The sequence below is a fragment of the Ardenticatena maritima genome, assembly GCF_001306175.1.
Taxonomy (GTDB): domain Bacteria; phylum Chloroflexota; class Anaerolineae; order Ardenticatenales; family Ardenticatenaceae; genus Ardenticatena; species Ardenticatena maritima.
In genome coordinates, this window is sequence record NZ_LGKN01000009.1 from 335,893 (window position 1) to 362,620 (window position 26,728).

The following is a 26,728-nucleotide window of genomic DNA, read 5'->3' on the forward strand; positions in this document are numbered from 1 at the left end:
CCCCCTCAATTCACTGTGCAAGCGGTCGAACCGCCAACCGTCACGGTACGCATTGAGCGCAAAACGTCATCTTCTCTCACGCCGCCTCTGGAAAACAGCCGCCACGGATTAGGCCACGTAGGCATACAAACCTTGCCGCTGCGCCAAACTGTGCAATACGCGCAAGGCTTGCTTCTCGATTTGGCGAATGCGCTCTTTCGTCAAGCCCAGGCGATCGGCGATCGCTTGCAACGTGTGGGGCTCTTCGCCATCCAGCCCATAGCGTAAGCGCAATATCAACGCTTCCCGCGGCGAAACGTAATCGAGCAGGGCGTTCACCAGCATGCGCCGTTCGTACTCTTCGAGTTCGCCTTCGGGCGAGAGCGCATCCACCGCTACACGTTCGCTCCATGAGGGGCCATCTTCGTCGTCGCGGTCGTCAGATAATTCGACAACCGGCCGAGCAACACTCAGCGTCTCTTGAACCGAGCGCACCGGTACTCCCATCTCCTGCGCCAGTTCCTCCACGCTCGGATTGCGTCCCCACCGCTGCGGCGCTTCGCTCATCAAGCGTTTCAGGTGGGCAATGCGGGCGCTCTGGTGCCCCGGCAACCGCAACGGATGGCGATTCGCCGCCACAAAGCGCGAAACACGATGGCGAATCCAGTACGTCGCATAGGTGCTCAAGCGTGTGCCGTGCGCCGCATCAAAGCGGTCAATGGCTTCAATCAAGCCCAGGTTGCCTTCCTGAACCAGGTCGGGCAAGGCGATACCGCTTTGTACATAGCGGCGGGCAATGTTGATGACGAGGAAAACGTTGCTTTCGATGAGCCGCTGCCGCGCTTCGCGCCCTCGTTCGGCCGCTTCATGCAACGCTTCAGACGTTTCCCCCGCTTCCAAACGGGCTTGCGCTTCGCGCCCCGCCAGCATGTCAGCAATCAGACGGGCTTCATCGTCATGCGGCAGTAAAGAGGCGGCGTTGATTTCTTCCATGTACAAGCCAAATTCATCAATCTGGTCATCGGAGCGATAGACTGTCATGAGCAGGCTCCTTTCAAGAGAGAGTTGCTTTTCAACACAAGTGAGCGAAGTATAGCATATTGAAAATTGTTTGTCAAGGTTTTTTCCAGTAAAATTTGGACAAATAGCAATCAATGTTGCCTATTTGCCTCAAAGACACCTCTCTTGCTATTCTTGCGGAGAAGCCCGCCAAAGAATGGCATAGACCACGCGCGCGCCGGCCGGTTGCTTTTTTCTCTGGTGCGCCCGTACAGGTACGCTACACGTGCAGTGTCTGAGGGAAAACACTTGTGCCACCTTTCAACACACATGCACAAAACCAGAGAGGCTGTTTCCTGCAAGGTATCCGCTGGCTCTACCTGTTCTTTGCCCTGCTGATATTTGTCGTGATGAGTTACCTGACCTTCGGTTTTGTGAAATCGTATCGCGACCAGGTACGCGCATCGCGCACGTTCCAACCTGTCCCGGCTCGTGTGCTGGAAAGCAAAGTCAAGCGCATCTCGGGCGACAAGGGCAGCGATAGTTTTCTCCCTTACGTGCGCTATACCTACGAAGTGGATGGGAAACGCTATGAATCGGATACCTTCTTCTTCACGGGGTGGGGCTACAACGATTATCTCGAAGCGAAAAAGAAAGTGGACAATTACCCTGTCGGCGCCACAGTAACGGCGTACTATGACCCGAACGCGCCGGAGATCACCGTTCTTGACAATTCTTTCCCCACCAATGCGTCTTTTGCGTTTGCCATATTTGGCGTTTTTTGGAGTATCGCTATCGTGGTTTTCCTGTACGCCATCTGGCCGGTCGTGCGCGGAGAGAAGCCTGCTTCACGCGAGGAATGAGCGTGTGGCCACACCGGGGCCGACCGGCAAACGTTCACAGCGGCAAGCGGGGGAATTCCCCACCGCGCTTGCGTGTTCCATGGTCAGCGACGCTTTCCCGCGCCGTATACGCTTCTCCGCTCCAATCGTACGCTCGATTGCTTGAAAACCAACACACAAGGAGGCCGAAATGAGCGACGCATCGGAGAAACAAGGTTGTTTGGGCATGTTGTTCCCCTTCTTGCGCCCCAAGGCGGCGCCCGAGGAACACCTGCCATACCGCTTACGGGACGACTTTCTTTCACCCGCGGAATTTTCTTTCTACAAGGTGCTGGCGGCAACGCTCGGCCCGCGCTTCATTATTCAATCAAAGGTGCGCTTGGCGGACATTTTCTTTGTGTCTGGACGAAACAATGAATACATGACGTATTTCAACAAAATTTCCCAGCGCCATGTGGATTTTCTGGTGTGCGACGCCGACACGATGAAACCGCTCCTGGGCATCGAGTTGGACGACGCCAGTCATCGGCGGGAAAAAAGGCAAAAGCGCGATGCGTTTGTGGAAAAGGTTTTCCAGGCAGCCCAATTGCCGCTTCTGCGTTTCCCTGTGCGGCGGGAATACAACACGCGCGAGATTGCCGCGCAAGTTGCACCGTTTTTGAAGGATCTTGCGCCGCACGCGCCTGAACCAGCCGCCACAGCGAGCACGTCGCGCAGTCAGCCTGTGCCAACCGCCAAGGTGAGCACGTCGCGCAGTCAGCCTATGCCAACCGCCAAGGCGAGCACGCCCTCTCCCGAGGGAGCGCCCCTCTGCCCCAAGTGCGGAATTCCAATGGTGTTGAGAACGGCAACGCAAGGGCTGCTGAAAGGCAAGCAGTTCTATGGGTGCGCCAATTACCCGCGTTGCCGCGAAATCAAACCTGTGCCCAATCAGGCGGCAGGCTAAACGACGCTTGCAGGCGAGGAAGAGAGACTAAAAGACCGGTCAGGCCTTCACCTGACCGGTCTTTGCCATTGCGGCACGGCGGGGACCGACTTATGCGCCCAGGTACTCAACAATAGCGGCGATGCCCTGCCCACCGCCAATGCACATTGTCGCCAGCCCGTACCGTCCACCACGCTCACGCAGTTCATAGAGCGCCGTCAGCGTCACACGCGCTCCCGTTGCACCCAGCGGGTGCCCAATGCTGATACCGCCCCCATTGGGGTTGGTCTTCTCACGGTCTAACCCCAATTCACGCTCGACGGCGAGGTATTGCGTGGCAAACGCCTCGTTGACTTCGACCACGTCCATCTGGTCGAGCGTCAGGCCGGCGCGTTCAAGCGCCATCTTGGACGCGGGCACAGGCCCCATGCCCATGTAGGCGGGGTCAACGCCGGCGGTGCCCCAACTCACCAGCCGCCCCAACGGTTTCAGCCCATGCGCCTGCGCCGCTTCCCAGGTGGTGAGCACGAGCATGCAGGCGGCGTCGTTCATGCCGCTGGCGTTCCCCGCCGTCACGCGGCCGTTTTCGCGGAAGCGGGCGGGCAAGCGCGCCAACTTTTCAAGCGACGTATCGGGGCGAATGTGCTCGTCGTGTTCCACCAGCACGGGACGCCCCTTGCGGTCACGTACTTCCACCGGCACAATCTCCTTCGCCAAACGCCCCGACTCGCGCGCGGCGGCGGCGCGCTGATGGCTGAGCAGGGCGAATTCGTCGGCTTCTTCGCGCGTGATACCATACTTCTCGGCGACGTTTTCGGCGGTATCGGCCATTGCGCAGCCGCAGTAGTAATCGGTGAGCGCCGCCCAGAGCATATCTTCAACCTGCGCGGCGTCGAGTTTCCAGCCTTCGCGCACACCGCGCAAGGCGTAGGGCGACATGCTCATGTTCTCAGCGCCCCCAGCCAGCACAAAAGTGGCTTCTCCCAGCATGAGGGCTTTCGCCCCCTGCACAATCGCCTCCTGCCCGGAGCCGCACAAGCGGTTGACGGTGAGCGCCGGTGTTTCAATCGGCACGCCGGCTTTCAAGCCCACATGCCGCGCAATGTAGGCGGTGTCACGGGCGCTTTGGATGACGTTGCCCACGAAGACCGCATCAATCGCATCGGCGGGGACGCCGCTCCGTTCAAGGGCGGCGCGTGCGGCAATAGCGCCCAAATCGGTGGGGGTTATGCTGCGCAGTGAACCGAGGAATGTGCCCACGGGGGTACGCGCCCCATCAAGAATCACGATATCTTTGGGATTGAGCGACGGCATTGTCCGAGCCTCCTTTTTTGAATTGGCGTTTGGTGCGGGGCGATTATAGCCCGAGGCGGCAAATTGCAGAATAGCCCACCAGCGCCCACCGGCAATGGTTTTCTTCACGCAATACAACCGTTTTGTTATACTTGTGAGGGAGTCAGTGAAGAAAAAGGAGTACTTGGTGATGAACGACGCACGCCTGCGCCAGGTCTTGGAGCGTTTGCAAAGCGGAACCCTCTCACCGGACGACCTCAATGTCCTGCGCGAGGCACTCCGCACCGGCCATCTGCGTATCGCCACTGGTGAGCGCGCTGTGGACATCGGCGGCAGCGCGGACGGCGCGGTCATCGTGACCGGCGACAACAACATCGTGCGGCTGGACGCCCACCGCCGCGCGCACCTGGAGCGCCTGCTGGCCGCGCCCATCCACAACGTGCCGTCCCTGCCCGACCACTACATCCCGCGTGAGGAATTTCTGCCCCCCCTGCGGGAAGCCCTGCTGCGCAGCGACGCCACCCCTCTGGGCATCATCGGCGTGCAGGGCATGGGCGGCATCGGCAAGAGCGTGCTGGCCGCCGCCCTGGCGCGCGACCTGCAGGTGCAGGCCGCCTTCCCCGACGGCGTCATCTGGCTGGAGATGGGGCGCGAGCCGGAACTCACCGCCCGCCAGGAGGACCTTTACCTGATCCTGACAGGCGAACGCGAAAACTTCAAAGACCCCGCCCAGGGGCGTCTCTTCCTGGCCCCCGCCTTGCAGGAGAAGGCCTGCCTGGTCATCCTGGACGATGTTTGGGAACTGCCCCACGCGGAAGCCTTCCCTCTGGACCTGGAAGGGATGCGAGCGCGTTTCCTGCTCACCACCCGCAACGCGGAGATCTTGCAGGCCCTGCAGGCGCAGCCCTTCACCCTGGACGTGCTGACCGAAGAACAGGCCCTGGCCCTGTTGGCCGCCTGGGCCGGGCAGCAGGTGGAAGACCTGCCCCCCGCCGCCCGCGAAGTGGCCACGGAATGCGGCTACCTGCCTCTGGCCATGGCCATGGTGGGCGCCTTCGTGCGCCAAAATCCCGAAAGTTGGGAACGCGCCCTGCGCCGCCTGCGCAAGGCTGACCTGGAGAAACTCCGCCGCCTTTTCCCCGGCTACGAACACCCCACCCTGCTGGCGGCCCTGGAAGTGAGCGTGGCGGCGCTGCCAAAATGGGCGCACGACCGCTACCTGGACCTGGCCGTCTTCCCCGAGGATGAGGCCATCCCCCTGGACGTGCTGGCCGCCTTCTGGGAACCCCGCGACCTGGATGAAGACGATGTGCTCGACCTGGCCGAGACCTTTGTGAACCGCTCCCTGGCCCGCTGGGAAGAACAAGGCCGCGCCCTGCGCCTGCACGACCTGCAGCACGACTACCTGCGCGCCGTGCAGAAAGAGCACCTGCCAGACCTGCACCGCCGCTTCCTGCTGGCCTGCGCCCAAAGTTTGCTGGGCGTTCAGGCCGAGGCATTGGCGGGCCTGCCCTGGCACCGGCTGCCCAACGAGCCCCGCTACCTCTGGCGGCGATTAGTGTACCACCTGCTGGAAATTCCGGACTGGGACGCGCTCTACCGCCTGCTGACCGACTTTGACTATCTGGAAGCCCGCTGCCGAGCCGACTCGGTCTTCGACCTGGAAGCCGATTACCGCCTGGCCCTGGCCCGCTGGCCCCAGGCGGAGGCCAAACGCCGCGAGGTGCTGGCCACCTTTGAAGAGCGCCTGCGCCTGGAAGACCACCGCATCGCCATGGCCCCCGAATGGCTCTTCCCGGCCTTTTACAACCACCTCACTTGGTTGGACGCGCCCGACGGCCCCCTGCACGCCCTGTGCGAGGCCGCGGCCGGAAAGCGCCGGAACTGGCTGCGCTCGGTGCAGGACCCGCGGCCCCAGCCCCCGCCCTGGCTCCGCTCCCTCGAAGGCCACACCAGACCTGTGCGGGCCGTGGCGGTCAGCCCCGACGGCCGCACCATCGTCAGCGGCTCCTCCGACCACACCGTCAAGGTCTGGGACGCCCACTCCGGCCAACTCATCCGCTCCCTCGAAGGCCACACCAGACCTGTGCGGGCCGTGGCGGTCAGCCCCGACGGCCGCACCATCGTCAGCGGCTCCTCCGACCACACCGTCAAGGTCTGGGACGCCCACTCCGGCCAACTCATCCGCTCCCTCGAAGGCCACACCTGGTCAGTGAACGCCGTGGCGGTCAGCCCCGACGGCCGCACCATCGTCAGCGGCTCCTGGGATCACACGGTGAAGGTCTGGGACGCCCACTCCGGCCAACTCATCCGCTCCCTCGAAGGCCACACCGATGCCGTGCAGGCCGTGGCGGTCAGCCCCGACGGCCGCACCATCGTCAGCGGCTCCTGGGATCACACGGTCAAGGTCTGGGACGCCCACTCCGGCCAACTCATCCGCTCCCTCGAAGGCCACACCAGACCTGTGCGGGCCGTGGCGGTCAGCCCCGACGGCCGCACCATCGTCAGCGGCTCCTGGGATCACACGGTGAAGGTCTGGGACGCCCAATCCGGCCAACTCATCCGCTCCCTCGAAGGCCACACCGATGCCGTGCAGGCCGTGGCCGTCAGCCCCGACGGCCGCACCATCGTCAGCGGCTCCGATGACCGCACCGTCAAGGTCTGGGACGCCCAATCCGGCCAACTGCTGCGCTCCCTGGAAGGCCACACCAATTGGGTGCTGGCCGTGGCGGTCAGCCCCGACGGCCGCACGGTCGTCAGCGGCTCCGACGACTGCACCGTCAAGGTCTGGGACGCCCACTCCGGCCAACTCCTCCGCTCCCTGGAAGGCCACACGGATGAGGTGAACGCCGTGGCGGTCAGCCCCGACGGCCGCACCATCGTCAGCGGCTCCTGGGATCACACGGTCAAGGTCTGGGACGCCCACTCCGGCCAACTCATCCGCTCCCTCGAAGGCCACACCAGACCTGTGCGGGCCGTGGCGGTCAGCCCCGACGGCCGCACCATCGTCAGCGGCTCCTGGGATCACACGGTGAAGGTCTGGGACGCCCAATCCGGCCAACTCATCCGCTCCCTCGAAGGCCACACCGATGCCGTGCAGGCCGTGGCCGTCAGCCCCGACGGCCGCACCATCGTCAGCGGCTCCGATGACCGCACCGTCAAGGTCTGGGACGCCCAATCCGGCCAACTGCTGCGCTCCCTGGAAGGCCACACCAATTGGGTGCTGGCCGTGGCGGTCAGCCCCGACGGCCGCACGGTCGTCAGCGGCTCCGACGACTGCACCGTCAAGGTCTGGGACGCCCACTCCGGCCAACTCCTCCGCTCCCTGGAAGGCCACACGGATGAGGTGAACGCCGTGGCGGTCAGCCCCGACGGCCGCACCATCGTCAGCGGCTCATCCGACCGCACGCTGCGCGCCTGGGACCTGGAACGCGGCGAATCCCGCGTGCTCTTCTGGAACGACGCGTCGATCCCCTCCCTCGCCATCTCGCCCGACGGCCGCACCCTGGCCTGCGGGGACGGTCAAGGGCGGGTGTGGATTTTCGAATGGGTGCGCTAACGCCGGCGCTACCTCGCCTGCACACGGCGCGCCCGCTCGCGCCCTTGCGCCGTCAGCGCCAAATGCCCGTTTTGGCGCACCACCAGCCCATCACGCAACGCCGCCTGGACAGACCGCTCCGCAAACGCCGGTGACCAGCCCAGTTCGCTCACCAGGTGCGCCAGCGTGTTTTCGGTGGCTTCGTCGGGGGTGCCCTCGTGGCGGCTCAGGTGTACCAGCAGCATATCCACGGCAAACCGCGCTCGGCGGCGGCGGCGCTGGAGCCAGCGCGCCACCACGCCCCGCTGCGGCGCCCCCACCAGCGCCAGCAGGAAACAGAACCCCGCCATCGCCGCCATCGAGCCGGCGATACTGCTGTCGAGCCAGCGCGCCAGCCAGTAGCCCCCCACCGCCGAAAGCGCACCAATGCCCGCCGCCAACCCCAGCATGACCGAGAGCCGGTCGGTGAGCAGGTACGCCGCCGCCGGCGGTGCAATCATCAACGCCACCACCAGCACCGAGCCGACATGGTCAAACGCGCCCACCGCCGTCACCGAGACGACGCTCATCAAGCCGTAGTGGATGAGGGTGGGCGAAAACCCCAGCGCCGCCGCCAGGCCGGGGTCGAAGGTGGCGAGTTTGAGTTCCTTGTAGAAAAGCAGCAGCAACAGAACGTTGAGCACCAAAATAGCCCCCATCGCCACCAATCCTCGCGGCAGGTCGAATCCGAAGAGTTCCATGCGGTTGAAAGGCGCAAACGCCAGTTCCCCCAACAAGACCGCGTCGGTATCCAGGTGGACGTTGTTGGCGTAGCGGTTGATGAGAATCACCCCCACACTGAACAGCGCCGGAAAAACCAGCCCGATGGCGGCGTCCGCCTTCACCAGGCGCGTGTTCAGCAAAGTTTCCACCAACCAGACGGTGAACAGACCGCTCAGCGCCGCCATCCCAATCACCACGGGGTGCGTGGTTTGCTCAACGAGGAAGAACCCCAGCACAATGCCCAGCAAAATGCTGTGGCTAATGGCGTCGCTCATCATTGCCATGCGGCGCAAGACCAGAAACGTCCCCGGAAGAGCGCAGGCCACCGCTACAATCACCGCCACAAGTTGAATTTCCAGTACCGGGTTCATGCTTCCCGCTCCTCTTGCCCTCGTTGTTGCACCACATCGCGCCCGCGCGCCGTCAACGCCCAGCGTTGCCCATTCGCCCGTTGCACCAAGCCTTCCTGTTCCAGCACATCCAGCGTGGGGCGCACATCACGCCCGCCCAGCGCCGCCCGGATAGCCGCTTCCTCGTGTGGGTGGTCAAACGTGGGGTGATGCGCCGCCATGCTCGCCATCGCCGCCAGCACCGCCCGGCGGTGCACCTGCCGCCGCTGTTGCCGCCGCCGCCACCACTGCGCCACCATCCCCCGATGCGGGGCAAATGTGAGCGAAACCAGCACCAACACCGTCGCCACCACCACAATGGTGGGCCCTGTTGGCAAATTGGGCACGAAACTGCTGACCAGCGCCCCCACAACGCCGATGAACGCGCCAAACAGGCCGCCGAGCGTCACCATCAGCCCCAGTTTGTCGGTCCATTGGCGGGCCGCCGCTCCGGGCGCAACCAGCATGGCGCTCATCAGCACCACACCCACCATCTGCAACCCCACCACCACCGCCAGCACAATGAGCGTGGTCAACAGCACATCCAGGCGGCGCGTGGGAAACCCCAGCGTCGCGGCATAGGCGGGGTCGAAACTGAGGAGTTTGAACTCCTTCCAGAAAAGCGCCACACACAACAGCCCCAGCATGCCCACCAGCGCCATCGTCGCCACATCTTCCATCACCAGCGCCGCCGCCCGCCCGAAGAGGAACTTGTCCAGCCCGCTCTGGCTGGCGGGTCCCGTGCGCTGAACCCAGGTGAGCAACATCAACCCCACACCGAAAAAGACGGCCAGCACAATCCCCAGCGCGCTGTCTTCCTTGATGCGCGTTTCATGCGTGACGAACAGCACAAAGAGCACCCCCACCCAGCCGGCAATCAGCGCCCCCAGCATGAGCACGGGCATGGCTTTACTGCCGGTGAGGATGAACACCAGCACCACGCCGGGCAACGCCGCGTGGCTCATGGCGTCCCCCAACAGGGCTTGCCGCCGCAAAACGGCAAAGCAACTCAGCACACCGCTCACGACGCCGAACACCGCCGCCCCCAGCAAGACGGTGCGAATGGTGTAATCGCCCACGACCAGCGCCAAAACATCCCCCCAATTCATGTGCCCGCTCCTTCGTGCGTGTTTTCTTCTTCCAGCGCGAAGGAAAGCCACTCCATGCGCCCGCCATACGTGCGGCGCAGATTTTCGGGCGTAAAGACCTCATCCACTGGCCCCGAAGCAATGGCGCGCACATTCAGCAGCAAAGCCCAGTCAAAATACTCGCGCACGGTTTCAAGGTCGTGATGGACCACCACAACCGTGCGCCCGGCGGCGCGCAGTTCGCGCAGAACATTGACGATGGCTTTTTCCGTCGTGGCGTCCACGCCCTGAAACGGCTCATCCATGAGGTAGATTCGCGCATCCTGCACCAGGGCGCGCGCCAGAAAAACGCGCTGTTGTTGCCCCCCCGACAACTGGCTGATTTGCCGCCCGGCAAACGCTTCCATGCCCACTTTGCGCAAGGCGTCCATCGCCAACTCGCGGTCGCGCCGTCCGGGCCGCCGAATCCAGCCCAAATGTCCGTAGCGCCCCATCATCACCACATCGAGCACGTTGGTGGGGAAATCCCAATCCACGCTCCCCCGTTGCGGCACATACGCCACCAGGCGGCGCTGTTCGCGGTAGGGTTTGCCGTAAATCAGCACGCGCCCGGCGGCGGGCTCAACCAGCCCCAAAATTGTTTTGATGAGCGTGCTCTTGCCCGCGCCGTTGGGGCCCACAATCGCCATCAGCACGCCTTCGGGCACGGCGAGGTCAACATCCCAGAGCACAGGCTCTTCGGCATACGCCACGGTCAAGTCTTCAACAAGAATCGGACACGTTTCAGGGTGTTGAATGTTCAACATAGGGTGCTCCTGTGGTTCTGTTGCCAAGTAAACCGTCCACAATCGTGTCAATGTTATGCTTCATCATGCCTTCATACGTTCCCGCAGGCGTATCGGGGTCGCCCAGAGAATCCGAAAAGAGTTCGCCGCCGATAACGACGGTATGCCCACGCGCCTGCGCCCCCGACACAATCGCCTCGATGACATCGGGCGGCACACTGCTTTCCACGAAGATGGCGCGGATACGGCGCGACACCACCAGGTCAATCGTGCGGCGAATGTCGGCAATCCCCGCCTCGGAGGTGGTGCTAATCCCCTGCGGCGCAAACACCTCAAAGCCATAGGCGCGCCCGAAGTACTGAAACGCATCATGCGCCGTCACCAGAACGCGCTGCTCAGGCGGCACCTCTTCGGCACGCGCCCGAATGTAGGCATCCAGCGCATCCAGCCGCTGCAAATAGGCGTCCGCCCGCGTGCGGTAGGTCTCGGCCTGCGCGGGGTCAACGTCAACAAGCGTATCCCGAATACGCTCGACGACGTAGCGCCACAACTGCACATCCATCCAGATATGCGGGTCGGGTTGATCGGGGTACTGCGGCGACGCCAACAGCAACTCACGCGGGACGGCTTCGCCAACCGCCACGGTGGGGGTGTATTTGTTCATCTGCTCGAAAATGTCCACCATACGCGCTTCCAGGTGCAAACCGTTGTAGAAAATCACATCCGCGCTCAAAATGCGATGGACATCCCCCTCACTGGCTTTGTAGAGGTGGGGGTCAACGCCCGGCCCCATCAGCGCCACAACCTGCACGGCGTCCCCCCCAACCTGGCGCACCGCGTCGGCAATCATGCCGGTTGTCGCCACCACACGCAGCCGCCCATCATCCACAAACACAGCAGCGCGCGACGGCGTGCACGCCCCCAGGAAGACCAGCACCACAAGCACCAGACTGAACATGACCCATCGTTGCCGCCGAGGCATAGATGACGCTCCCTTTCAAGAATTTTTAGCCTTGGCTAAAAATGTATCAGGGGCGGAAAATTTAGTCAAATCTAAAACACAGCCCGACGGTTGGCGTCCAGACGCCTCTTTTTGAATTTCCAACCGCCCACTGTTAGGCGCGTGGAGTCTCTTGGGGTATAATCAAGCCAAAGGATCTTTGGAGGCACGCCCGTCAGAGGCGTCATTTTAGGAGAAAGGTATCATGCCGCGACTACTGGAAGTAAAGCCTTTGAAAGGCTATCGGTTATGGCTGAAGTATGAGGATGGGATAGAAGGCGTTGTAGACCTTTCCGACCTGGTAGGAAAGGGTGTGTTTGCGTTGTGGGAAGATGAGGAACGTTTTCAGCAAGTGCAGATAGGAGACGGGGGAGAGTTGGTATGGAGTGACGAGGTAGACGTATGCCCCGACGCGCTCTATCTTCAGATAACCGGAAAACAGCCTGAAATTGCCCCCTCTTGACGAACACCGCGTGTAGCGAACCGGTTTCGCCAACCGCTCACGCAATAGTTTGGCATGCCACCACAGGCAACCGAAAAAGTGAGGCTTCTCATGCGCATCTCCTCGCAGGAATACGACCTTCGTTGCGAAACCCTAACCGCCGCCTTGCGCGCCGAAGGCTGGCGCGGCGCGGTGCTCTTCGACCGCGATTACATTCTCTACTACACAGGGTTTGCCTTCATCCCGACGGAGCGCCCCATCGCGCTGGTGCTGAACACAGCCGGCGAACGGGTGTTGCTGGTGCCGCGCCTGGAACGTGAGCATGCCGAAGCCTACGCGCATGTGCACAATGTGGAAGCCTATACCGAATACCCCGACACCACCCACCCCATGGTCTATCTCGTCAACATCATCGACGCATTGGGCATCGCGGGGGCGCTTGCCGCCGACCACGACGGCTACCCCTGGATATTGGGGTATCGCGGTCCATCGCTCAGCGAATTGACCGGCGTTGCACCGGCGAATGTGCGCCCGCTGGTCGAAGCGCAAATGATGATCAAAAGCCCGGCCGAAATCGCGCTGATTCGCGAAAGCGTGAAGTGGGCGAATCTGGCGCATACCCTGTTGCAACGCTACACGCGCGTGGGCGCAACGGAAACGGAAGTGAGCCAGCGTGCCAGCGACGAAGCCACGCGCGCCATGCTCGACGCCATCGGCCCCATCTATCGCGCCCAAAGCGCCTTTGGGCATGGCGCACACGCCGGCTACCGTGGGCAAATCGGGCGGCAATCAGCCATCCCCCACGCGCTTGCCAACAACCTCACGTTTCAACCGGGGGACGTGCTGGTGACGGGGGCGTCCGCCCCGGTGTGGGGATATCTCTCCGAACTGGAACGCACCATGATTGTGGGCACACCATCCGACGAGCAAAAACGCTTTTTCGATACCATGTGCGCCCTGCAAGAAATGGCGTTGCACGCCATGCGCCCCGGCGTCACCTGCGCCGAGGTGGACCGCACGGTGCGCGCCGCCTACGAGCAATTGGGCATTGCCGACACCTGGCGGCATCACACCGGGCACGCGATTGGCTTGCGCTACCACGAAGGGCCGTTCCTGGACGTGGGCGACAACACGGTCTTGCAACCCGGCATGGTCTTCACGGTTGAACCGGGGGTGTACGTGCCCGGATTGGGCGGCTTCCGCCACTCTGACACGGTGCTCATCACCGAAGAGGGAATCGAAGTGCTGACCTACTATCCCCGCGACCTGGACGCGCTGACCATTCCCGCCTGACTGCGACACCCCGCCCGCCTCGGTCTGTTCACGTGCGCCCGCAAGGGCGCTTTTTTTCTGCGCAAAGCGTCGCGGGCTTTGCCAAACCACGCACAAACCATATGCTCTTCGCGAGCCAACCAACCACACAACGAGGTGGATGATGAGCATTCCGTTTGAACGTTTCTTGCACGTGCGGCACGCCTACGGCGGCACACTCAGCCCCCAGGGGCGGCTGGCGTTCCTTTCCAACATGACAGGCGTTGCGCAAGTCTGGCGGCTCGACGCCCCTTGCCGCTGGCCTGAACAACTGACCTTTGCCAACGAGCGCGTGACGTCTGTGCATTACAATCCGGTGCGCCCCTTGCTCGCCTTTTTGCGCGACCGCGGCGGCAATGAAATGGAGCAAATTTTCGTGATGGACGATGAGGGGGCGCATGAACGCATGCTCACCAACGCTCCCGACCGCAAGCACATCTTCGGCGGTTGGTCGCCCGATGGAAGCGCGCTCGCATGGAGCGCCAACACCCGCCACATCACCGATTTTGATGTGTACATCCACGACCTTGAAGGGGGCGAAACGCGCCGCGTATACGAGGGGGCGGGCTGGCATTACGCCGCCGCCTGGCTTCCCGACGGGCGGCATCTGCTCATCGGGCATCTAACCAGCAACATGAACAACGACCTCTATTTGCTCGACCTGCACACCGGCGACGCCCTGCATCTGACGCCGCACACAGGGGACGCCCGCTACTACGCCCCCCGCCCCACGCCTGACGGGCGCGGCTTCTTCCTGCTCTGCGACGAAGGGCGTGAATTCCTCAACCTGGCGTTCTACGATTTGGGGACGCGCACCCTGCGCTTTCTGGAAGAACACCCCTGGGACCGCACCGCGCTCGACCTGAGCCACGACGGCGCCTGGCTCGCCATGGTCTCGAATGAAGACGGCATCAGTGTCGTACACGTGGGACCACCCGGCGGACCCTACCAGCGCGTGGAAACACTCGATATGCCTATCGTGGGGAACGTCTCTTTCGCGCCCAACGCCCACACCTTCACGCTCACCGTGCAAAACTATGCTCGCCCCATGGACGTTTGGGTCGCCGACGCCGTCAGCGCCACCGCCACACGTTGGAGCAACAGCAGCCGCGCGGGTTTGGATGATGAAGCGTTTACGCCGCCCGAACGGGTGCACTATCGCAGTTTCGACGGGCTGACCATTCCGGCGTTCTACTTCCGTCCACGCCACGCCCAACCGCCCTACCCCGTCGTCATCTACATTCACGGGGGACCCGAAAGCCAGTTCGTGCCCTCGTTCAACCCGGTCATCCAATACCTGGCGAACGAAGGCTACGCCATTCTCGCGCCGAACGTGCGCGGCAGTACAGGCTACGGGCGCACCTACACCCACCTGGACGATGTGCGCAAACGCATGGACGCCGTCGCCGATTTGAAAGCCGCCTACGAGTGGCTGGTTGAAGAAGGCAACGCCGACCCCAACCGCATCGCACTCATGGGGGGCAGTTATGGCGGCTTCATGGTGCTTGCCGGCCTGACCACCTACCCCGACCTGTGGGCGGCCGGCGTGGACATCGTCGGGATTGCCAACTTCGTCACCTTTCTCGAAAATACAGGTCCCTGGCGGCGCAAACTGCGCGAAAGCGAATACGGCTCGCTGGAACACGACCGTGAATTTCTCGAAGCCATTTCACCCATCAACCATGTTGACCGTATTCGCGCGCCGCTCATGGTCATTCACGGGGCGAACGACCCCCGCGTACCTTTGAGCGAAGCCGAGCAAATCGTGAACGCCTTGCGCGCCCGCAACGTGCCCGTCGAGTACCTGGTCTATCAGGATGAAGGGCATGGGCTGGCACGCTTGAACAACCGTCTCGACGCGTACCCGCGCATTGCGGCATTCCTGGACCGTTATGTCAAACAAAAAGCATAACAGCAATCGTTTCGACGGAGCGACAAAGGAGTCGAACAATGATGAAGCCATCATCTTCACACCGCCACACGGCTGTTAACCATTTCCAAGTATTTGCCGATTCCGAAGTGGGGGAATTGCAGCGTGTCTTGCTGGGACCCATTGACCACTGGTACATGACCCCGCCCATCAACGAAAACGAACGCTACTTCTACAAGTACGATCCCCCCCGTCTTGACCGCATGAAAGCGCAACAAGCGGCGTTTGTGGACGTCCTGGAACGTGAAGGCATCGCGATCGAGTGGGTGCCGCCGCGCAAGGATTCCCCGCAACAGGTCTTCACGCGCGACGTGGCGTTCGTCATCCACGATACGCTGGTCGTTTCGGCGCTGAAAGAACCGATACGCCGCCATGAAACCAAAGCGCTCAACGCCCTGCTCGCGCGCGTTGAAAGCCCCATTCTGCATGTCAACGCCGGCGTACTCGAAGGGGGCGACATCATGCTCGACGGCGATACCATCTACGTGGGGCTGAGCATTCGCACCGATACAAGCGGGCTGGCGTGGGTGCAGGAGCACTTCGGCACACGCTACGAAGTGCGCGGCGTGCGGCTGCGCCCGCCGTTCCTGCATCTGGACGTTGTTTTCAACCGTGTTGGCGAACGTTTGGCGCTCATCTACCCTGACGCCATCGAAGCGTCGGCGCTCGAATATCTGCAAAAGCGCTACACCTGTTTCGCCGTCACCGAAGATGAACAATTTCATCTCGGCACGAACGTGGTCTCCCTTTCACCCGACACGGTTGTTTCCGACCCCCGCCACGAACGCATCAACACATGGCTTCGCGAGCAAGGTATTCGCGTCATCGAAGTGGCGTATGACGAGATTGCGAAACTGGGCGGGGCGTTTCGGTGCAGTACATGCCCGTTGATACGCGCGCCGATACGCTGACACTCTGTGAATGTTTTTTCAAAAAGTTGCTATGACAAAACGAGCCGCCGTTCATACATCTGCCTTACACTGGCGCTATCCAACAACACGGCAGGAGGCATGTACGTATGCGGTGGCGCTCGCTTCTCACACTCACTGTTTTGGTTCTGGCTTTTGGGTTCGTCCGTGGGTTTCCAACAACCGCCCGCTCAGCCACATCCACGCTCGTAGGAACATGGCGTCTCGACCCCGCCACGCTCGTCGGCGGTGAAGTCGAGGGCTTTCGCTTTCAAGGCAAAGGGCTGCAACTCGTGCAGCCCTTTGATGGTGTTGGGCGCTTCATAACACCGCCCATCGAAGCCGATTTTGAATTTGTAGGGCTCGGCTTGACGTGGGAAACCCCTCTGCCTGAGGGTGTTGAAACGAGCGTGCTGGTACGCACCAGCATGGACGGGAAGACGTGGAGCGAGTGGGAAGAACTCTCCAGCGACGGGCTGGACGCCCCCGACGGTGCGCCCAACACGGGCACCAATTTTTATGTGGGCAAAGGGCGCTGGTTCCAGTTGCAAATCGAAGCCCGCGGCACCTCTCCCATGGCGCTCTTCGACGGTTTGGCGGTCACCTACCTGGACACGCGCAACGGTCCCCTGGCGGCGGACATGGCGTGGCCGTCCGCCGCCGAGACCACCGAGCCGGTGGTCATCTCACGCGCCGAATGGGGCGCGGATGAATCCTTGCGGTTCGACGCCAACGGCAATGAAATCTGGCCCCGCGAGTACATCATCCCGCGCAAAGTCTTCATCCACCACACCGCCGGCTCCAACAACATCCCCGACCCCGCCGCCGCGGTGCGTGCGGTCTACTACTTCCACGCCGTCACGCGCGGCTGGGGCGACATCGGCTACAACTTTGTGGTGGACCAGCAAGGGCGTATCTACCAGGGGCGCTACGGCGGCGAGATTGACCGCCACATCGTAGTTGGTGGGCATACGCTCGGCTACAATTACAGCAGCATGGGCATCTCGGTGCTGGGAAATTTTGAGAGCAGTGCGGGCGGCATTGCCCTGCCCGCGGCGGCGGAAGCGGCGATTGAATCCTTCGTGGCGGCGCGCTGCCAGCGCTACGGCATAGACCCCCTCGCCGGCGGCTCTATCGCAGGCACCTGGTTCCCCTACGGCGTGCTGGGGCACCGCGACGCCGGCACAACCAGTTGTCCGGGCGATTTGGCGTATGCGCGGCTGGACGATATGCGCGCGACCATGTCAACCTACATCCACGCCATGCCGCCCGAACTCTACTTCAGCCGCCCTGTGGACGGTGAAATGCTCACCACGCGGCTGGACATGGAAGTGATTGCCAGCCCCACCATCACCAAAATCAGCATGTTGCTCAACGGCACAGTTGTGGACGAAGACGATACGCGCCCCTTCAACTTCACACTCGACCCCGCCGTCTGGCCTGCGGGCACATACACGCTGACCATGCGCGGCACCACCAGCGATGGGCAAACGGTTGAAGAAACGCGCACATTCACGTTTGGCGCACCCGCACCGCCAACGGTCGCCCCGCCCACCTGCACCAATCTGCTCGCCAACGGCACGATGGAAGAAGACACGGGCTGGACCTTCACCACAACCAACGATACCATCCTAACAGGGAGCGCGTCCTACGCCGGTGTGCCGCATTCGGGCGCACGCAGCATCTTCACGGGGCTGCCGTCCGGTATGCTGACGTTTGCGGCGCGCTATTCGTCCGCCCGCCAAACCATCACACTGCCCACGCAAACACCCATCACCCTGCGCGTCTGGTATCGTCCCTTCCACGAAGCATCACCCGGCAACGATCACCAGTACATCGCCATCATCAAAGCCGATGGCACATTCGTGCCGCTGTTGGACACGTTGCAAAACACGCAAACATGGGCACTCTTCACCGCCGACCTGAGCGCCTACGCGGGGCAAACCGTCACCATCTACCTGGGCACGATGAACGACGGGTACGGCGGCGTGACCCAAACCTATTTTGACGACGTGGAACTCTGCGCCGGTGGAACACCGACACCCACGCCGACTCCCACCCACACCGCAACGCCACTGCCCACGGCGACGCCGACCCCGACGCCAATCCAGACACCGACAGCCACACCGACCAACATGGTGCCGCAAGCCTTTCTGCCGCTGATTGTGCGGTCAAAACCGCCTACACCAACACCCACGCCGACACCCACGCCATCCCCCACGGTGGTGCAACCCACACCGCTCCCGACCGCCACACCCACACCCACCGTTGCGCCTACCGCCACGCCGGTGGCGTGCAAGAACCTGATTGTCAACGGAACCATGGAAAGCGAGAGCGGCTGGGCGTTGACCAACAACGAAACGCCTTCGCAATACACCAGCGTGGCGCACAGTGGGCAACGCGGCATCCTGACGGGCGCGTTGGCGGGCACGTATGTGCCGGGCGTGCGGTATTCTTCGGCGCGCCAAACGGTCACTCTGCCGGCTGGGCAACCCGCCACATTGCGCGTCTGGTATCGCCCCGAATACGAACCCAACCCCGGCAACGATCGCCAGTACGTCGCCATCATCAAGGCCGATGGCACCTTCGTGCCGCTGTTGAGCACGCTGCAAAATGCGCGTACCTGGCTCTTCTTTGAAAGCGACATCAGCGCCTACGCCGGGCAAACCATCACCATCTATCTGGGCACAGTCAACGACGGTGTTGGCGGCGTCACTCGCACCTACTTCGACGACGTGGAATTGTGCGCGCCCTAACCAGCACGCATAGCCACCAACACAAAGCCCTGCCAGGTGAGCGCCATCTGGCAGGGCTTTTTTCGGCAAGCGAACGTCGCGCGCGGTCTCAATCACGCCCGCGATACTGCAACGCCTCAGCAAGGTGAACGGTCTCGATGACATCACTGTCGGCGAGGTCGGCAATGGTGCGCGCCACTTTGAGCACACGATGATAGGCGCGCGCACTCAAATTCATCTGGCGCATGGCCATTTTCAACAGCTGTTGCCCATCGGGCTTGAGCTGGGCGTAGAGCCGCAACTCGGCGGGTCCCATGTCGGCATTGCAATGCACATGCGGCAAATGCTCAAACCGCGCCTGCTGCGCCCGCCGTGCGGCTTCGACACGCTCGCGCACATCACGGCTGGGCTCGCCCAAACGCGCATCGGCGAGTTTTTCATACTCCACACGTGGCACTTCCACGCGAATATCGAAGCGGTCGAGAAGCGGGCCCGAAATGCGCTTCTGGTAGCGGATGATGGCGTGCGGTGAACAGGTGCATTCGTGCGTGGGATCGCTGAAATAGCCGCAGGGGCAGGGGTTCATGGCGGCGACCAGCATGAAGTTGGCGGGAAACGTAAGCGCCCCCTGAGCGCGGCTGATGGTGACCTGTTTGTCTTCCAGCGGCTGGCGCAACGTTTCCAGATTGCGCGCGCCAAATTCGGGCAATTCATCCAGGAACAAGACGCCATGATGGGCAAGGCTAATCTCGCCGGGGCGCGGCCAACGTCCACCCCCCACCAGCCCGGCGTGGCTGATGGTGTGGTGAGGCGCACGAAACGGGCGCTGGCGCACAAGCGGGGCGTCGCCGGGGAGGGCGTCGGCAACGCTGTAAATGGCGGTGACCGCCAAGGCTTCGTCGAGCGTCATGCGTGGCAAAATGCCCTGCAAGGCACGCGCTAGCATCGTCTTGCCGGCGCCCGGCGGGCCACTCATGAGGACGTTATGACCACCCGCCGCGGCCACTTCCAGCGCCCGCTTGGCATGTTCTTGCCCCTTGATGTGGCAAAAATCAACGTAGTGCGGGTCATCACCCTGCACAGTCAAATTGGCGACCACCGGCGGACGGCGCGGAATACGTTTGACGCCATGAAAATGCTGCACAAGCGTCGGCACGTCAGGCACGCCATACACTTCAATTTCAGGAATGAGCGCGGCTTCATCCACATCACACGCGGGCACAAACAACCGCTTGAACCCCTCACGGCGCGCGGCGGCGGCAATCGGCAAAATACCGCTCACATGCCGCACATCACCATTCAGCGACAGTTCCCCAACAAACAGCGCATCGTCCACATCGGCGCTCACCTGCCCCGTTGCCAACAACAACCCCACCGCGATGGGCAAGTCGTAGGCGGGACCCTCCTTGCGCAAATCGGCGGGGGCGAGGTTGATCGTCAGGCGGCGGCGCGTGAAAGCACACCCACTGTTGAGCAAGGCGGCGCGCACACGCTCTTTGGCTTCGCGCACAGCCGCATCGGGCAGCCCCACAATCGTCACAATGCCGGCTTGCCCATGCGAGACATCCACTTCCACGCGAATGGGCAGCCCTTCCAGACCATTCAACGCACAGGTGTAGACGGTGGCTAACACGGGGAAACTCCTTTCAAATTACGGGGGTTGTTCAGAGAAGTTGTGTGAACCGATTTCAGTCGAAACGTGTATTTAGAAGTGAAGTATGCTATACTCCTGAAAACATTTTTGCAAAATCAAAGCCTATGCGTTCTTATGATCCACTTGACCAATTGATACGCGACTCATTACACGCGGTGTATGGCGACGAGCATCTCTCGAATCGTCCTTACGAGCGCTTGATGGCGCGTCTGCGGAAAGAAACCTTGCCCCGCGTGCCGGCGCCCGTCCTCGTCTTTGCAGGCGCTATCGTACTTGTAGTGCTCTTAATGCCGCCTGAGTTCCCATCATCGCCAACGGCGCACTGGACACCGCCGCCATCCGCCGACCCGGCTGTGCAAGTCTATACCCAACAGACCAAACCAGGCGCGCGCATCCCTTTGGCGTGGCTGATTGATGAACCGAACGGTATCGCCGTGGAAACGCCGAGAGCGGAATGGGGTAAGACGCAGTAAACGCGGCGCTCTTCAAATGCGTATCAGGTGTTGAGAAAGAGGCGGCTGGGGAATTCCCCAGCCGCGTTTGTGTTATTCGAGGGTTTCGCCCGGTTGCAAAGCGAAAATTTGCAAGCCGTCAATGTCTTTGGTCAACTCGGCCAGGGCGTCGGGTGTGCCCGTCAGCAAGGGGAACGTGCCGAAATGCATGGGCACCACCGCTTTGGCGTTCAGCAAGCGGATGGCTTTGTTGGCTTCTTTGGGCGACATCGTAAAGTGGTCGCCAATGGGCAGCAAGCAGAGGTCGGGCTGGTAGAGTTCGCCAATCAGCGCCATATCGCTAAACACGGCCGTATCGCCCGCGTGGTAAATGCGGTAGCCGTTTTCCAATTCGATGACGTAGCCGGCGGCTTCACCACCGTAGATGATTTTGCCGTCGTCCAGAATGCCGCAGGAGTGGACGGCGTGCGTCATCGTCACCTTGATACCACCCACATCAACCGTACCGCCCTTGTTCATGGGAATGCAGTTGTCTTGGGGCACGCCTTTGGATTGCAACCAATTGATGAGTTCAAAAATCCCGACCACCGTACAACCGGTTTGTTTGGCAATGGGCACGGCATCGCCAATGTGGTCGAAATGCCCATGCGTGCAGAGCATCACATCGAGTGAATCAATGCCGCCGTTTTTGTAGGTGTCGGGACAAGCGGGGTTGCCGTCCACCCAGGGGTCAACCAAAATGCGCTTTCCACCGGGACTTTCAATGAGGAATGTTGCGTGACCAAGCCAGGTGAGTTTCACACCAGCATTGAGACGCCCCATGGTCTCCCTCCTTGCAGATTGTTCGTGGACATTTGCGGATACGGCATGCACAGTATACCGAAGAGAATTCTCACCCGCAAGCGTTATCGGTAAACACGCAATAATGCCACGACACGCCCGGCAATCTGCACCTTGTCGGCGGGGAGTTCCAGAGGCGTGTAGCGCGGGTTAGCGGGAATGAGGCGCACCCAGGGGCGCGGTGCATGTTCGAGGGTCTCGTCGGGGTCGGGCTGGGCGACGTCGTCCACAGCAGTGGGCGCAAGGGCGGGCGCAGGCGGGGCAATGCGCTCAAAATACTTCAACGTGGCTTCGTTTTCTTCGGGCAACCATGCCGCCACCATTTCGCCATTGTGCGGCTCGTCCACCGGTTCCAGCACCACAATATCGCCATCCGCCACCAGTGCGTCAATCATGGAATCCCCTTTGACCCGTAGCGCAAAGAGCCGATTGGGGTCGTAGCGCGGCAAAAGGTCTGCCTGAATCGGCACACGCTCCTCGATAGCCTGTTCCGGCGGCATCTCATCCGGCTGAGGAATGGGCAAACCGGCGGCAATCTCCCCCACCAGCGGCACATACACAAAGCCCTCAGCCGCTTCGGGCGCAACCCCCAGCCATTCCAGCGCCTTTTCCGTGAGACGAATGGCGCGCGATTTTTCCTGCGAACGCTCAATGTAGCCCAGTTCTTCCAGGCGGCGCAGGTTGTAATCCACAACCGAGGTGGAGGAGATATCGCACTGCTTCCCAATCTCGCGAATGCTGGGCGCAAACCCGTTGGCTTGTTGAAAGTCGTACACGAAGCGCAGAATGGCGGTTTGCCGCTCGCTGGGCGTCTGGCGCGCGCGCCGTGGTGTCATGGTGCAACTCCTCTGGTTTCATACAGAACAAATGTTCGCTTTGCGAAAAAGGATACTGCAAACCCCAGGCGTTGTCAATTTGAGCGCCCGATACCTGCACAAAAACTTTGAAATTTGGCGGCTTTGGTGTATCGTGCAGGCGTGCGTGCGCAACCCAATCGGAGGCAAGGACGATGAGCGAAAAATTGCTTGTACACCGTGAGGGACACATTACCACCCTCACCATCAATCGCCCGGAGATTCGGAATGCGGTTGACCCGGAAACGATGATTGCCATCCGCGAAGCCGTGGAAGCCTGTGAAGACGACGGCACGCGCGTCATCGTATTGACCGGGGCGGGCGGCGCGTTTTCCAGCGGCGCCGATATCAAGGCGGCGCTCAGCATGGGCATCACGCCCGATAAAGCCTACCAGGCACTGACTGAAGCCTACGCCCCCGCCATCCAAGCCATTCACCGCAGCCGTTGCCCCGTCATTGCCGCTGTTGATGGGATTGCCGCCGGCATCGGCTTAGACCTGGCGCTGGTCTGCGACCTGCGTCTGGCGTCGGAACGGGCGGCGTTCGCCGAACTCTTCATCAACGTGGGGCTGGTGCCCGACGGCGGCGGCACGTACACCTTGCCGCGCCTGGTGGGCATGGGGCGCGCCCTGGAACTCATCTTCACCGGCGAACGCATTGACGCCCACCGCGCCTACGAGATTGGGCTGGTCAACCGCGTCTATCCGACCGACACGTTTGCCGATGACGTCCACGCGTTTGCCGCCATGCTCGCTGAAAAATCGCCGCTGGCGCTGGCGCGCGCCAAACGCGCCGTGCGTGAATCGCTCAACGCCACGCTGGAAGAAGCCATGGCGCGTGAAGCGCAATTCCAGTATGAAATTTTCAACAGCGAAGACGGGTTCGAGGGGTTCATCGCTTTTCTGGAAAAACGAAAACCCCGCTGGAAAGGGCGCTAAGCCGCCCATGCCATGCACCCAACGCCTTGTTGCTGAACGCTGAACACCTATGAACGACACCACAGCCCCATCCACCGGACAACGGGTTGCCCGAGCCGCCATCATCCTCATGGCGGCTTTTCTTGCGAGCCGCGCGCTGGGCTTACTGCGCCAAATGGTCATCGCGCAACAATTCGCCACCGCGCCGGAACTCTCCGCCTACTTCGCCGCCTTTCGCATTCCCGACCTGCTCTTCAACCTGATTGCCGGCGGGGCGCTGGGGTCGGCGTTTATTCCCACGCTCGCCACCTACCTGGCGCGCAAAGACCAACGTGCCACCTGGCGGCTTGTCAGCGCCGTCGCCAATTGGATTATGCTCATCATCGGCGCAACAACCACCGTCGCGGCGGTGTTTGCGCCCTGGATTGTCGCCACGTTCCTGCTGCGCGGCTTCCCCCCCGACCTGCAATTGCTCACCGTGCGCCTCATGCGCATCATGCTGCTTTCGACGGTCGTCTTCAGCCTCAGCGGGCTGGTCATGGCGACGCTCTACGCCCACGAGCAGTTTTTTCTGCCGGCGATTGCCCCCTCGCTCTACAACCTGGGCATCATCTTCGGCGCGCTGGTGCTGGCGCCGCGCATGGGCATCGTTGGTCTGGCGTGGGGCGTTGTGCTGGGGGCGCTGGCGCATTTGTTGGTGCAACTTCCGGCGTTGTGGCGCTTGCACGCCCGCTACACCCCAACATTGGGCTGGCACGACCCGGTTGTCGTGCCGGGTGTGCGCGAAACCGCGCGACTGATGGCGCCCCGCGTGCTTGGGCAAGCCACCGTGCAACTCAACTTCGTGGTCACAACCGCCCTGGCGAGTTTCCTCGACCCCGAAGCCATTTCCGCGCTCAATTACGCCTGGCTCATCCTGCTCTTGCCGCAAGGCATTTTCGCCCAAGCCGTCGCGACCGCCGCCTTTCCCACCTTTGCCGCGCAGGTCGCACGCCACGAAACCGACGCCATGCGGCGCACACTCACGCATCTCTTGCGCGGCGTGCTCTTCCTCACCTTGCCCGCCGCCGTCGGCTTGTTCGTGCTGGCGACGCCCATTGTGGCGCTCTTGCTCCAACGGGGCGCATTCGACGCCCGCAGTACCGCTGTGGTGGCGTGGGCGCTCCTCTTTTACGCCCCCGGTCTTGTCGGGCATTCGCTCTTTGAAATGCTTACGCGCGCCTTCTACGCCCTGCACGACACGCTCACCCCCGTCCTGGTGGGGACGGTCGCCATGCTCGCGAACGTCCTGCTCAGCGTCGTGCTCATGCGCATCATTGGCGACCCCGCCGACCTCACCCGCGGTCCCCACGCGGGCTTGGCGCTGGCGAACACACTCGCCACCACCGCCGAAGCGCTCGCCCTGCTCTGGCTTTTGCGCCGCCGCATGGGGGGCATCGAGGGGCGCCGCCTGCTTCAAACCACCGTGCGGCTAAGCCTCGCCGCCGTGGGAATGGGCGGGCTACTCTGGTTCGCCCTGCGCACGCCGCCGCTCGTCAACCTTCCCGCCGCTTGGCAAGCCCTTGTGGGCATCCCCTTGGGGGCGCTGGTCTATCTCGCTTTCGCCTACCTGCTCGACGCCGAGGACGTGCGCGCCATTCGGCGCATGTTGTGGCGGCGTTGACGAAAGCGCACTTTCAGCCACAATACCCTGCGGGGGAAATACGAGGGGGGGGAACACGAGTGAACGCGAAACCAGAACACTTCCCTTTGAAAACATACGGGCTGGTTCTACTCAGCCTGTTTCTGCTCACGTTGAGCGCCTGCAATTGGCGCTTGGGCACACCGAGCGAGTCCGCGGCGGAACCATCGCCGGCTATGAGCATCCAATCCGTGCCGTCCGTCACACCCGAACCGGAAATCGCCGAGGTGTCGGCGATTGACCCCACGGGGCGCACCATCACCCTGTGGCACGCCTTGCCGCCCCGCGAAACCGAGGCGTTGCAAACCATCGTGCACTCTTTCAACACCACCAACCCGTGGGCGATCCAGGTGGAACTCAACGCAGCGACGGATACGCTGGCGCTGGAACAGCGCATCCTCGCCACCATTCAAACCAACGAGCATGCCGAATTGGTCATCGGGGCGGACCACCTGCTCGATGAACTCCAGGAAGCCGACATGCTGACGCCCATCCGCCCCTTCCTTAATAACCCGCGGTGGGCGCTCTCGGAAGAAGACCAAAACGCGTTGTACCTCAACGCCTTCCCCAACAACAGCCTGACTACGCCCGGCGGCGCCTTGCATGTGCCGCTCAACATTGATGTGATGGTGCTGGCGTATAACCGCGAGATGATGAGCCGCCTGGACATCGAAACGCCGCCCGCCACCTGGGCGGAACTTGAAGCCCAATGCCTTGCCTTTGTGGAACAAATGCAGCGCCCCTGTCTGGTGCTCCAACCCAACGCCCGCACGTTGGTCGCTATTGGTTGGACATTTGGCGTGGATTTGCTCAACGTGGAACAGGTGCAAACCGACGATGACACATTGCAAACGTTTCTGGGCTTTCTCTTCTCGTTGGGCGAGCGGGGCATGCTCAACGTCGTGACCGACCAAAACCCCTTCGACCGAGTGGCACAAGGCGAAACGTTGTTCGCGCTTGTCGGCACAGCACAACTCGGCGATGAAGAAGAAGACGGCATCTGGTCGGCGACGGTGCTCCCCACACTGGTTGACGCGCCGCCGCTGCCTGCATGGGGACCCACCATCACGCTGCTGAATACGACGCCCGAACAGACACTCGCCGGCTGGCTCTTTGTGCGCTGGTATCTCACCACGCCGACCGCCCAGCAAGAGTTTGCGGCACGCACGCACCTGTTGCCCGTCCATCAAGAAGCGGTTGAAGCGTTGAAGAACGATGAGCGCGTGCCCCCCGGCGTGCGGCGCGCCCTGCTCGCACTCCCCGAAACGCGCTCACTGCACACCACGACCACGTGGGAGCAGTTTGAACCGGTGTTTTCCAATATCGCCATTGGCATTTTCACCCAAAGCATGATTCCCAACGAAGCCTTGGGCATTCTCCGCGAACGCATTCGCTAAATCAAGC

The 26,728-nt window shown here is 62.1% G+C and carries 21 protein-coding genes; 12 read left to right on the top strand and 9 right to left on the bottom strand.

Annotation, left to right across the window (positions count from 1 at the left end):
• Nucleotides 1-108: 108 nt before the first annotated feature.
• A complete protein-coding gene (locus SE16_RS16540; RefSeq protein ID WP_082374027.1) occupies nt 109-1,020 on the bottom strand; it encodes a sigma-70 family RNA polymerase sigma factor in 912 nt (303 codons plus the stop codon).
• 269 nt (nt 1,021-1,289) lie between these two features.
• Here SE16_RS16540 and SE16_RS14375 point away from each other — a divergent pair, with 269 nt between their 5' ends.
• Nucleotides 1,290-1,841 (top strand): DUF3592 domain-containing protein, encoded by a 552-nt coding sequence (locus tag SE16_RS14375; RefSeq protein ID WP_054492160.1) that lies wholly within the window; start codon nt 1,290-1,292, stop codon nt 1,839-1,841.
• A gap of 169 nt (nt 1,842-2,010) precedes the next feature.
• Nucleotides 2,011-2,766 (top strand): DUF2726 domain-containing protein, encoded by a 756-nt coding sequence (locus tag SE16_RS14380; protein ID WP_054492158.1) that lies wholly within the window; start codon nt 2,011-2,013, stop codon nt 2,764-2,766.
• 90 nt (nt 2,767-2,856) lie between these two features.
• Here SE16_RS14380 and SE16_RS14385 read toward each other — a convergent pair whose 3' ends face one another.
• On the bottom strand, nt 2,857-4,059 hold the full coding sequence (locus tag SE16_RS14385; protein ID WP_054492156.1) for an acetyl-CoA C-acetyltransferase: 1,203 nt from the start codon (nt 4,057-4,059) through the stop codon (nt 2,857-2,859).
• A 169-nt stretch (nt 4,060-4,228) separates the two neighbouring features.
• On the opposite strand from SE16_RS14385, the gene SE16_RS14390 reads away from it, so the two are divergent.
• Nucleotides 4,229-7,597 carry an NB-ARC domain-containing protein gene (locus tag SE16_RS14390; protein ID WP_082382025.1) on the top strand — a complete coding sequence of 1,123 codons (3,369 nt, stop codon included), beginning with the start codon at nt 4,229-4,231 and terminating at the stop codon, nt 7,595-7,597.
• A gap of 8 nt (nt 7,598-7,605) precedes the next feature.
• Here SE16_RS14390 and SE16_RS14395 read toward each other — a convergent pair whose 3' ends face one another.
• The 4 genes from SE16_RS14395 to SE16_RS14410 are packed head-to-tail and all read right to left on the bottom strand — an operon-like array spanning nt 7,606 to nt 11,582.
• On the bottom strand, nt 7,606-8,709 hold the full coding sequence (locus SE16_RS14395; protein ID WP_054493146.1) for a metal ABC transporter permease: 1,104 nt from the start codon (nt 8,707-8,709) through the stop codon (nt 7,606-7,608).
• Nucleotides 8,706-9,836, bottom strand: coding sequence for a metal ABC transporter permease (locus SE16_RS14400; RefSeq protein WP_060687768.1), 1,131 nt, complete (start codon nt 9,834-9,836; stop codon nt 8,706-8,708). The genes SE16_RS14395 and SE16_RS14400 overlap by 4 nt, the downstream gene beginning before the upstream one ends.
• Nucleotides 9,833-10,621, bottom strand: a complete 789-nt coding sequence (locus SE16_RS14405) for a metal ABC transporter ATP-binding protein (protein WP_054493939.1) — start codon at nt 10,619-10,621, stop codon at nt 9,833-9,835. Before SE16_RS14405 ends, SE16_RS14400 begins: the two co-directional genes overlap by 4 nt.
• Nucleotides 10,599-11,582, bottom strand: a complete 984-nt coding sequence (locus SE16_RS14410; RefSeq protein ID WP_054493938.1) for a metal ABC transporter solute-binding protein, Zn/Mn family — start codon at nt 11,580-11,582, stop codon at nt 10,599-10,601. The genes SE16_RS14405 and SE16_RS14410 overlap by 23 nt, the downstream gene beginning before the upstream one ends.
• A gap of 223 nt (nt 11,583-11,805) precedes the next feature.
• On the opposite strand from SE16_RS14410, the gene SE16_RS14415 reads away from it, so the two are divergent.
• From SE16_RS14415 to SE16_RS14435, 5 genes are all read left to right on the top strand, one after another.
• Nucleotides 11,806-12,063 (top strand): DUF2442 domain-containing protein, encoded by a 258-nt coding sequence (locus SE16_RS14415; RefSeq protein ID WP_054493937.1) that lies wholly within the window; start codon nt 11,806-11,808, stop codon nt 12,061-12,063.
• A 90-nt stretch (nt 12,064-12,153) separates the two neighbouring features.
• Nucleotides 12,154-13,335, top strand: a complete 1,182-nt coding sequence (locus tag SE16_RS14420; protein WP_054493936.1) for a M24 family metallopeptidase — start codon at nt 12,154-12,156, stop codon at nt 13,333-13,335.
• Nucleotides 13,336-13,477: 142 nt separating this feature from the next.
• Nucleotides 13,478-15,265 carry a S9 family peptidase gene (locus tag SE16_RS14425; protein ID WP_200907437.1) on the top strand — a complete coding sequence of 596 codons (1,788 nt, stop codon included), beginning with the start codon at nt 13,478-13,480 and terminating at the stop codon, nt 15,263-15,265.
• A 38-nt stretch (nt 15,266-15,303) separates the two neighbouring features.
• Complete coding sequence (locus SE16_RS14430; RefSeq protein ID WP_054493934.1) at nt 15,304-16,194, top strand: dimethylarginine dimethylaminohydrolase family protein; 891 nt, start codon at nt 15,304-15,306, stop codon at nt 16,192-16,194.
• Between the two features lie 107 nt (nt 16,195-16,301).
• Complete coding sequence (locus SE16_RS14435; protein ID WP_054493933.1) at nt 16,302-18,947, top strand: N-acetylmuramoyl-L-alanine amidase; 2,646 nt, start codon at nt 16,302-16,304, stop codon at nt 18,945-18,947.
• Between the two features lie 88 nt (nt 18,948-19,035).
• Here the strand turns inward: SE16_RS14435 and SE16_RS14440 are convergent, their stop codons facing one another.
• Nucleotides 19,036-20,559 (bottom strand): YifB family Mg chelatase-like AAA ATPase, encoded by a 1,524-nt coding sequence (locus tag SE16_RS14440; protein ID WP_060687770.1) that lies wholly within the window; start codon nt 20,557-20,559, stop codon nt 19,036-19,038.
• 125 nt (nt 20,560-20,684) lie between these two features.
• Between SE16_RS14440 and SE16_RS14445 the strand changes: the two genes are divergently transcribed.
• Nucleotides 20,685-21,053, top strand: a complete 369-nt coding sequence (locus SE16_RS14445; RefSeq protein WP_152918202.1) for a hypothetical protein — start codon at nt 20,685-20,687, stop codon at nt 21,051-21,053.
• A gap of 72 nt (nt 21,054-21,125) precedes the next feature.
• On the opposite strand, the gene SE16_RS14450 is transcribed toward SE16_RS14445, so the two are convergent.
• Both SE16_RS14450 and lexA read right to left on the bottom strand, forming a co-directional pair.
• Nucleotides 21,126-21,854 (bottom strand): metal-dependent hydrolase, encoded by a 729-nt coding sequence (locus SE16_RS14450; protein ID WP_054493931.1) that lies wholly within the window; start codon nt 21,852-21,854, stop codon nt 21,126-21,128.
• Between the two features lie 83 nt (nt 21,855-21,937).
• Nucleotides 21,938-22,708: a transcriptional repressor LexA gene (lexA, locus tag SE16_RS14455; protein ID WP_060687772.1), complete on the bottom strand. Its 771-nt coding sequence runs from the start codon at nt 22,706-22,708 to the stop codon at nt 21,938-21,940.
• Nucleotides 22,709-22,881: 173 nt separating this feature from the next.
• Between lexA and SE16_RS14460 the strand changes: the two genes are divergently transcribed.
• The 3 genes from SE16_RS14460 (at nt 22,882) to SE16_RS14470 (ending at nt 26,721) form a co-directional block, all read left to right on the top strand.
• On the top strand, nt 22,882-23,664 hold the full coding sequence (locus tag SE16_RS14460; protein ID WP_054493681.1) for an enoyl-CoA hydratase/isomerase family protein: 783 nt from the start codon (nt 22,882-22,884) through the stop codon (nt 23,662-23,664).
• A 49-nt stretch (nt 23,665-23,713) separates the two neighbouring features.
• Nucleotides 23,714-25,306: a murein biosynthesis integral membrane protein MurJ gene (murJ, locus tag SE16_RS14465; RefSeq protein WP_054493680.1), complete on the top strand. Its 1,593-nt coding sequence runs from the start codon at nt 23,714-23,716 to the stop codon at nt 25,304-25,306.
• A gap of 86 nt (nt 25,307-25,392) precedes the next feature.
• Nucleotides 25,393-26,721 carry an extracellular solute-binding protein gene (locus SE16_RS14470; protein ID WP_161804559.1) on the top strand — a complete coding sequence of 443 codons (1,329 nt, stop codon included), beginning with the start codon at nt 25,393-25,395 and terminating at the stop codon, nt 26,719-26,721.
• The last annotated feature ends 7 nt before the right edge of the window (nt 26,722-26,728 follow it).